Raw genomic sequence first — 3,349 nt, 5'->3', positions numbered from 1 at the left:
TATTATCTCCTTTTCAAAGGGCGATAAGGAAGCCGAGGTAAGCTGCTGCGAAAGAAGACCGACAAGTTCTTCAAGCCGGTTGCTGATATAAAGTTTTAATCCGGGCATAGGCGTTTGTGTTATAAATAAATAGGATATGTGCCGGGGAATTGGCAAGGGAGGGCGGGAGAATGTGTGCCCGGCGCTTCAGCTCCTTCCAAAATCACAAATCTCAACTGATCAACCCTTCCCTTCCTGTTTTTCAGCCCTCTCGCCAAATCAGTCGACATTTTGGCTTTTCTATCGTATACTTATTATTCATATAATATTACATCATCGGTGAAAATGTGTTATTTTCTTTTCCTAGACATTGAATGCGACTATCGGGCTTTAAGGAAAGGAAAAGGGAGATGAGAAAAAGTTTTTATTTTGTATCATTTGCTGTAATTACCCTGTTGACCACCCGGCTTTTCGCGATGTCCTGGTTTTCGTGGAGTAAAAAAGATTACACCGGACAGCGCCGGAATGTGGAGCGCACCTCGACCTATATCGATACGCTCAACCGCGGACAGGAGATCGTCCTCCAAGAGAAGGATTTCAAGAGCATGATATCCACCGGCGGGGCTGCAAAGGGTCAGATTCCTGCTGGTAAAAAGGAGATCCCCAACGGATTCCGGGTACAGTGCTTTGCCTCAAATCAGATCGATCGTGCCCGGACGGAAAAAAAGAAGCTGGAAATCAAACTCAATAAGCCGGTATATATCGCCTTTCAGGATCCCTACTATAAACTACTGGTTGGTGATTTTACCAGCCGAAATCAGGCAGAGCTTATCCTGGCCGACCTGAAAAACCTGGGATATGACGATGCCTGGATTGTTCGCTCCAAAGTGTTTGTTACGCAGTAAGGAGGCCCATGGCCGGAATTCCAGGTGGTACTGCCGCCAAGGTTCGATTCCAAAAAGGAGAGCTGCTGTTCAAACAGGGCGATCCATCCCGCGATCTCTATGTGATTCAACAAGGTTCCGTGCGCATATTCAAAACCGAAGGGGATGTTGCTGTTGATCTGGCAACGGTGGGTGCGGGTGAAGTTGTTGGTGAAGTCGCTGCTATCGACGGCGGCGTGCGGAGTGCATCGGTGATTGCCGAAGAAGAGACTGAAGCGCTTGTTATTGCTGCAGACAATTTTGTTGCAACCCTCAACGGCGTTCCCGAGTGGTTTCAGAAAATCGCCCGTATTCTTGTCCAGCGCCTTCGTGAGGTTGATGAAAAAATCGATAACAGCATGTACGGTGATAAAACACGCCAGGTTGCGCTGCTTGTTGCGATGATGACCGATACCGGCATGTGTACGCCCTCGGAATCGGGCCGGCAACTCAGTTTGAAATTCGTGGAGAATGAAATCATGGATATCCTTGGCCTGAATCCCTCGGATGTTCTGGAATTGCTGACAAAGCTCTCCGGAAAGGAGCTTCTTATACTGGAAAAGAGCAAGATTGTCATATCCGACGTGACACGGCTCGAACAGTATGGCAATACGCTGTTTGAAAAATCCGAATCATCACCGGTAACATAATTTGTACCCCATACGTAGTTATAGGTAGAGGAGATCATGGAAAACTGCCTGAAACAATCACTCTCTACCGCGCGTCTGTTTGTCATAACGTTTGGTTTTTTGACGGTTATGGCTCAGGATGGTGAAATTACGGCGCCTCCGAAACCCCCGGCTCCTGAGGCTGAGGTTAGTCGGGCCGGTAGTAACAAGCTTCTTGCAGCTATCTGGTCATGCGATGCCCGTGCTGCCGAAGAACTCCTCTTTATTGATAATGTCCCTCCGGTAAAAGATACGACCGGTACCACGCTCCTCATGGCCGTATCGTCGATCGGCTGCTATTCCATTGCCGAAATGCTTCTTGAGTGGGGTGTCGATCCAGATGAGCAGAACGACAGAGGAGAGACCGCACTCATGCTCGCCGCGGCGCAGGGTGAGGTTGAACTGGTGGAATTGCTTCTGGATGAAAGCGCCGATGTTTTTTTAGTAGATACCTCGGGTGAAAGTGCGCTCGCCAAAGCCTTAATAAACAAACGGGACCGGGTTGCGATGCTGCTGATCCGGTACAGTGGTGATGTCAATGCGGTCGATTCCCGGAATAGGCCGTTGATTTTTCATGCCCTTACCATGAACCGCCCGGAAGTCCTCAAGGTCATGCTCGAAGCCGGTGCGTGGCCGGATGAGCAGGACGGTATGGGGAGAACGCCCCTGATCAAAACAGTTATCCGCCGCCGGCTCGACCTGACCGGAATCCTGGTAGAATGGGGCGCTGATCTCAACGTTACCGACAACACCGGACGGTCGGCCCTTCATTACGCAGTCCAGCAGGGGAAAACATCAATTGTCAAACTGCTGATCGAATCGGGCGCCGATGTTGATATCGAAGACCGCCGTGGACGGACCCCGCTTCAGATAGCCATGACCATGCGGCGGCGGGAGATCGAAAAACTGCTCCTGAAAAAGACCGCCGACGGCTACACGAAACTCATGGCCGCTGCCCGGAACGGAAACCTTGCAACAGTTAGGGAAATCCTGACCCGGGGTGTTAACGATATCGAAAAGACCAACCGGTATGGAAGTACCCCTTTGATTATTGCGGCATCAAAAGGACATACCGCAATTGTCCAGGAACTGCTCTTCTATGGCGCCAACGTGCATGCATCAAATAACGTCCTCGGCACCGCACTGCTCTACGCGGCATCCATGGGATACACCCAGGTCGTCCGCCTGCTTCTCGATGCCGGCGCCGATCCTAATGCACTCAGTCCCCAGGGGCGGACCGCACTCTGGTATGCCCGCCGACGGGGAAAAGGATACGTCGTCAAGATGCTGATTGAGGCGGGAGGAAGTGAATGAGAGAGAACCCCCCTGAACTGAAGTTCAGGCCACACAACTGTAATATGTAACCAATCTAAATCTATACTGTAATATGCAACCAATGTAAGTCTATTGTTAAAAAAAACAATCTGTGCCCCCCAAGTGTGGGGGGCGGGCGGAGCCCTGGGGGTTGGGCTATCAGGAAAAGCATTTACCTAGCTGGGTTCAAGGGGCGCCCAGCCCCTTCCAAAATCATAAATCTTTCGAGTTTTAACTTTTACCCTAGGATTTAACCATGCCCAATGAAACCCAAAAAGAGAGACTCCCGATCGTGGAGGCATTGACAAGTAAGGGGAATATATTTCTTCTTGTGCTTGGTACTGTTTTCTTTATTGATTTTCTCACCGGAAGTTCGGGAATGCTGTGGGTTGTCGATATGATGGCCCGATTGTGGGGTATCGATCCGTCGAGCGGGCAAAAGTTCAGGATAATCACACCCTTCGG

General features: G+C 50.3%; 4 protein-coding genes. All 4 read left to right on the top strand.

Going from position 1 to position 3,349, the window contains the following annotated elements:
• The first annotated feature begins 353 nt into the window (after nt 1–353).
• The gene (locus tag GF401_14520; protein ID MBD3346266.1) at nt 354–884 is read left to right on the top strand and encodes a hypothetical protein; all 531 of its coding nucleotides are present in this window, start codon (nt 354–356) and stop codon (nt 882–884) included.
• An 8-nt stretch (nt 885–892) separates the two neighbouring features.
• On the top strand, nt 893–1,552 hold the full coding sequence (locus GF401_14515; protein ID MBD3346265.1) for a cyclic nucleotide-binding domain-containing protein: 660 nt from the start codon (nt 893–895) through the stop codon (nt 1,550–1,552).
• 36 nt (nt 1,553–1,588) lie between these two features.
• A complete protein-coding gene (locus GF401_14510) occupies nt 1,589–2,884 on the top strand; it encodes a hypothetical protein (protein MBD3346264.1) in 1,296 nt (431 codons plus the stop codon).
• Between the two features lie 256 nt (nt 2,885–3,140).
• Nucleotides 3,141–3,349: hypothetical protein (locus GF401_14505; protein MBD3346263.1), on the top strand; the 209-nt coding region annotated here is incomplete at its 3' end.

The organism is Chitinivibrionales bacterium (assembly GCA_014728215.1).
In the GTDB taxonomy this organism is placed as follows: domain Bacteria; phylum Fibrobacterota; class Chitinivibrionia; order Chitinivibrionales; family WJKA01; genus WJKA01.
The sequence above is the reverse complement of the archived record's forward strand: the minus strand, read 5'-3'. Positions and strand labels throughout refer to the sequence as shown.

Coding starts and splice junctions, on each gene's coding strand:
- GF401_14520 (MBD3346266.1), top strand. CDS start 354: ATGCGACTATCGGGCTTTAAGGAAAGGAAAAGGGAGATGAGAAAAAGT.
- GF401_14515 (MBD3346265.1), top strand. CDS start 893: ATGGCCGGAATTCCAGGTGGTACTGCCGCCAAGGTTCGATTCCAAAAA.
- GF401_14510 (MBD3346264.1), top strand. CDS start 1,589: ATGGAAAACTGCCTGAAACAATCACTCTCTACCGCGCGTCTGTTTGTC.